The sequence below is a fragment of the Stenotrophomonas sp. 05L44_2 genome, from assembly GCF_056665995.1.
Genome location: NZ_JBFTNR010000369.1, coordinates 1 through 4158 on the forward strand (window position 1 = coordinate 1; position 4158 = coordinate 4158).

General features: G+C 66.7%; 4 protein-coding genes and 1 pseudogene. All 5 read left to right on the top strand.

Going from position 1 to position 4158, the window contains the following annotated elements; all coding sequences use genetic code 11:
• On the top strand, positions 1–160 hold a 160-nt coding region (locus AC1VAN_RS13610; RefSeq protein ID WP_480985989.1), incomplete at its 5' end, for a Rieske 2Fe-2S domain-containing protein.
• Between the two features lie 161 nt (positions 161–321).
• Entirely contained in the window at positions 322–726 is a 405-nt protein-coding gene (locus tag AC1VAN_RS13615) for a hypothetical protein (protein ID WP_099783125.1), read from the top strand.
• Between the two features lie 153 nt (positions 727–879).
• Positions 880–3162: a TonB-dependent receptor gene (locus tag AC1VAN_RS13620; RefSeq protein WP_032975842.1), complete on the top strand. Its 2283-nt coding sequence runs from the start codon at positions 880–882 to the stop codon at positions 3160–3162.
• A gap of 70 nt (positions 3163–3232) precedes the next feature.
• Positions 3233–3952: a tetratricopeptide repeat protein gene (locus AC1VAN_RS13625; protein WP_480985988.1), complete on the top strand. Its 720-nt coding sequence runs from the start codon at positions 3233–3235 to the stop codon at positions 3950–3952.
• A 10-nt stretch (positions 3953–3962) separates the two neighbouring features.
• Positions 3963–4158: pseudogene (locus AC1VAN_RS13630) on the top strand (PKHD-type hydroxylase); the annotation flags it as partial.

Here is a 4158-nt window from a genome sequence, read left to right on the forward strand (position 1 = left end):
GTTCAACACCGCCGAGGGCAGCGTTGAATGCGTACTGCATGGCGCGCGCTTCGACGTGCGTGATGGCCGCGCCCTGTGTGCGCCGGCCTATACCGCAGTGCCGAAGTTTCCGGTGAAGCGCGAACACGACGCCATCTGGACCCGCGACGACCGCGATTGAAGTTCAAGGCATCCACCAATGGGGTGGATCTACTGGAACAGCCTGAGGGCCCTGCCAGGGCCTTTCGGGTCCGTTCCGGGTGGCCTGCCACACCCGTACATGCGAATCATTATCGTTGATGTTATCCTACGTAACATCTTCGTAACGCCTCCGCCTGCGCCATGGCTTCGTCCGCGCCCACTGCCACGCTGTGCCAGCTCGCCCGTCAGGGGTGGCCGCTGCTTGTGGCCGCGCTGCTGACGCTGCTGCTGGGCTGGTCGGCGTTGCACGAAGGGCGTGGCGGCCACACCGCCAACGCCGGCTGGCAGGCGCATCTGGACAACATGGACCAGGCCGCTCCGCTGCCGGCTCCTTCCAGCGACGAATGCCCCCACCACGCTGTGCCGGCCCCGGAACCTCCGCTGGACGGTGAGAGCGGCACGCCCTGTACCGGCGCTGCGCCGCCGCGCGCTGCGCTGGTGGCCCACATCCCGCTGTGGCACTCCGATGCCCTGCGCTGGCAGCGGCACGACCCCTCGCTGCGCCTGAATCCCGGCCACGCACCTCCGGCTCCGCACGCCATCTGAGGCGCCCTGCGGCCATTGCCGTGCGCCTCGCCTCGTCTGAACTGCCGCCAGGCATGGCCTGGCACTGCCCGAACCTCGCCGCCGCCATCGCGCCATTGAGTCGTGCTGGCCAGCTCTCGCTCATTCCCCATCCAAGCCACCGCCAACCTACCCATGACCCACATCAAGACCCGCAAGTACGCACCTCGCGTTTCCGTACTGGCCACCGCCACCCTCGCCGCCGGCTTCGCGCCGCTGGCCGCGCAGGCCGCCGACGACGCCGGCGCCAGCAAGGCCACCGAGCTGGACAAGGTCCAGGTGCGCGGCAGCTGGTTCAACCCGTCCTCGCCGAAGTTCACCGCCGCGCTGCTGGACACTCCGAAGTCGGTCTCGATCGTCTCGGAGAAGCTGATCGCCGAAACCGGTGCGACCAACCTGCAGGATGCGCTGCGCATGGTCCCGGGCATCACCTTCGGCGCCGGCGAAGGCGGCAACCCGACCGGTGACCGCCCCTTCATCCGCGGCTTCGACTCGCAGAGCAACATGTTCGTCGATGGCCTGCGCGACGTCGGTTCACAGACCCGCGAAGTGTTCGACCTGGAGCAGGTGGAAGTGGTCAAGGGCCCGAGCTCGGCCTACGGCGGTCGTGACTCCGGTGGTGGCAGCCTCAACCTGGTCAGCAAGACCCCGAAGCTGAAGAACGAGACCACTGCCAGCATGGGCATCGGCACCGACAGCTACGCACGCGGCACCGTGGATGCCAACTACGTGCTGGGCGATGGCATCGCCGCACGCCTGAACCTGATGAAGCACGAGTCGGACATTGCCGGTCGTGACGCGGCCAACGTCAGCCGCTGGGGCATCGCGCCGTCGATCGCGTTCGGCCTGAACGGCCCGGCGCAGCTGATCGCCAGCCACTACCACATGCAGAGCGACGACCTGCCCGACGCAGGCGGCTTCCCGTATGGCAACCCGAACGGCGCGCCGGTGTCGAAGTGGGTGGACGGCCGCCCGATGGTGCCCGACCGCAACAACTACTACGGCCTGGTGGACCGCGATTTCCAGCGCACCCGCGCCGACATCAGCACGCTGGACGGCAGCTACGACTTCGGCAGCCACAAGCTGCGCAACATCGCGCGCCTGGGCAACACCAGCAACGATTACCTGTGGACCCAGCCKGACGACAGCCAGGGCAACCCGAACAACTACGGCACCTTGTGGCGTCGTACCAACAGCCGCGCCGTCGACGTCAAGAGCTTCGCCGACCAGCTGAGCCTGACCGGCAGCTTCCAGACCGGTGCACTGAAGCACAGCTACAGCGCCGGCGCGGAATACAGCGACGAGAAGATGACCCGTGGCAGCTACCTGATGACCCCGGGCACCAACAATCCGCTGACCAACAGCAGCAAGTGCCCGACCACCGGCGCGGCCACCGGCTACAACTGCACCAGCTTCGACAACCCGAACCCGAACGATCCGTGGGCGGCCACCCATGCGGTGTACCGCAGCGACAAGGCGCTGGACGTCGAGCAGCGCACCAAGACCAAGTCCGCTTACCTGTTCGACACCATCGAACTGAACGCGCAGTGGATGATCAACGTCGGCCTGCGTTACGACGACTTCTCCACCACCCTGACCACCCCGGTGGCCGGCAAGGCGCCGACCCGCGTGCGCAACGACAATGACTTCCTGAACTACCAGGCCGGCATTGTCTTCAAGCCGACCGCCAACGGCAGCATCTACCTGTCCTACGGCACCTCCTCCACCCCGCCGGGCATGGACGGTGGCGATGGTTCCGATGGCCTCAGCGCGGCCGTGGCCGACCTCAAGCCGCAGGACACCAAGAACCTCGAACTGGGTACCAAGTGGGACCTGTTCGACAACCGCCTGAACCTGACCGCGGCGATCTTCCACACCGTGATGGACAACGCGCGCGTGACCGTCGACAACGGCACCAGCCAGAACGCCGGCAAGAAGGAAATCAACGGCGTGGAACTGGGCTTCACCGGCCAGCTGACCGACGCCTGGAGCCTGTACGGCGGCTACACCTACCTGGATTCGGAACTGAAGGACAACGGCTTCGTCTGCGCCGTGTCCGGCCGTACCTGCCCGTCCAACATCTACGTGCCCTCGCCGTACAACGGCAACGTGTTCCCGAACACCGCCAAGCACAGCGCCACCCTGTGGACCACCTACCGCTTCCCGTTCGGCCTGACCGTCGGCGCCGGCGCCAACTACTCCGACAAGCAGTACGGTGATGTGGCCAACACCAAGTGGATCCCCAGCTACACCCGCTTCGATGCGATGGCCAGCTACGCGATCCAGGACAACATCAGCCTGCAGTTGAACGTGCAGAACCTGACCGACAAGACCTACTTCACCAAGGCCTACGCGTCGCACTACGCGAGCATCGCCCCGGGTCGTTCGGCCACCCTGGCACTGAACGTGAAGTTCTGATGTAACCCGCAGCACCCACGCGGCGGCAGGATCTCCTGCCGCCGTTTTTGTTTCCGGCGATACTCCGCGCATGRCTTCCAACATCCCCTTTGATTCCGACGCCCTGACCGACCTGCTGCTGCACGAGCCGCAGGCTGCCTTCGCGCGCGTCCGCGATGCGGCGCAGGCCGGGCAGGTCGAGGCACAGCTGCTGCTGGCGCAGATGCACATGGAAGGCAAAGGCACGCCCCAGGACGCTGCTGCGGCCCTGCTCTGGTACGAGACTGCAGCCAACAACGGCGCGCCGATGGCGATGAACATGCTTGGCCGCTGCCATGAGCTGGGCCAGGGCACCACCGCCAATCCTTCGCTCGCAGCGGTCTGGTACCGGCGCGCCRCCGACACCGGACTGGACTGGGGCCTGTACAACCTGGCCAACCTGCTGGCCACCGGCCGCGGCGTACCACAGGACCGTGCACAGGCACTGGCGCTGTACACCCGCGCGGCCCATCTGGGCCACGCCAAATCGATGAACCTGCTGGCCCGGCATCTGGAAGATGGATTGGACACCGGTCGCGATCCGCAGGCTGCACTGGGCTGGTATCGGCGCGCGGCCGAGGCCGGCGATTTCCGCGGCCAGGCCAACTACGCCTCCATCCTTCTGCAGGCCGGTGAGATCGAACAGGCCGTGCACTGGCTGCAGTTGGCGCTGCAGCACGGCAGTCCCGCGTTCATGGCACATATCGTGCCCGAGCTGGCCGCCTCACCCTACCCGCAGGTGCGCGCGCTGGTCGCACCGTCTGCTTGCTGAGGACTTCCGCATGCTGCTGCACATCCCCGACATCCTCAGCGCCGGACAGGTGGCTGACATCCGCCGCAGGCTCGACGCAGCCGACTGGACCGATGGCCGCGAGACCGTCGGCCACCTCGGCGCGCAGGCCAAGCACAACCAGCAGCTGCCTGAAGCTTCGCCGCTGCGCCGCGAACTGGGCGAAACCATTCTGGTGGCCCTGGCAC

Bases quoted from the DNA above. Each gene is read 5' to 3' on its own strand.
- AC1VAN_RS13615 (WP_099783125.1), top strand. From the start codon at position 322: ATGGCTTCGTCCGCGCCCACTGCCACGCTGTGCCAGCTCGCCCGTCAG.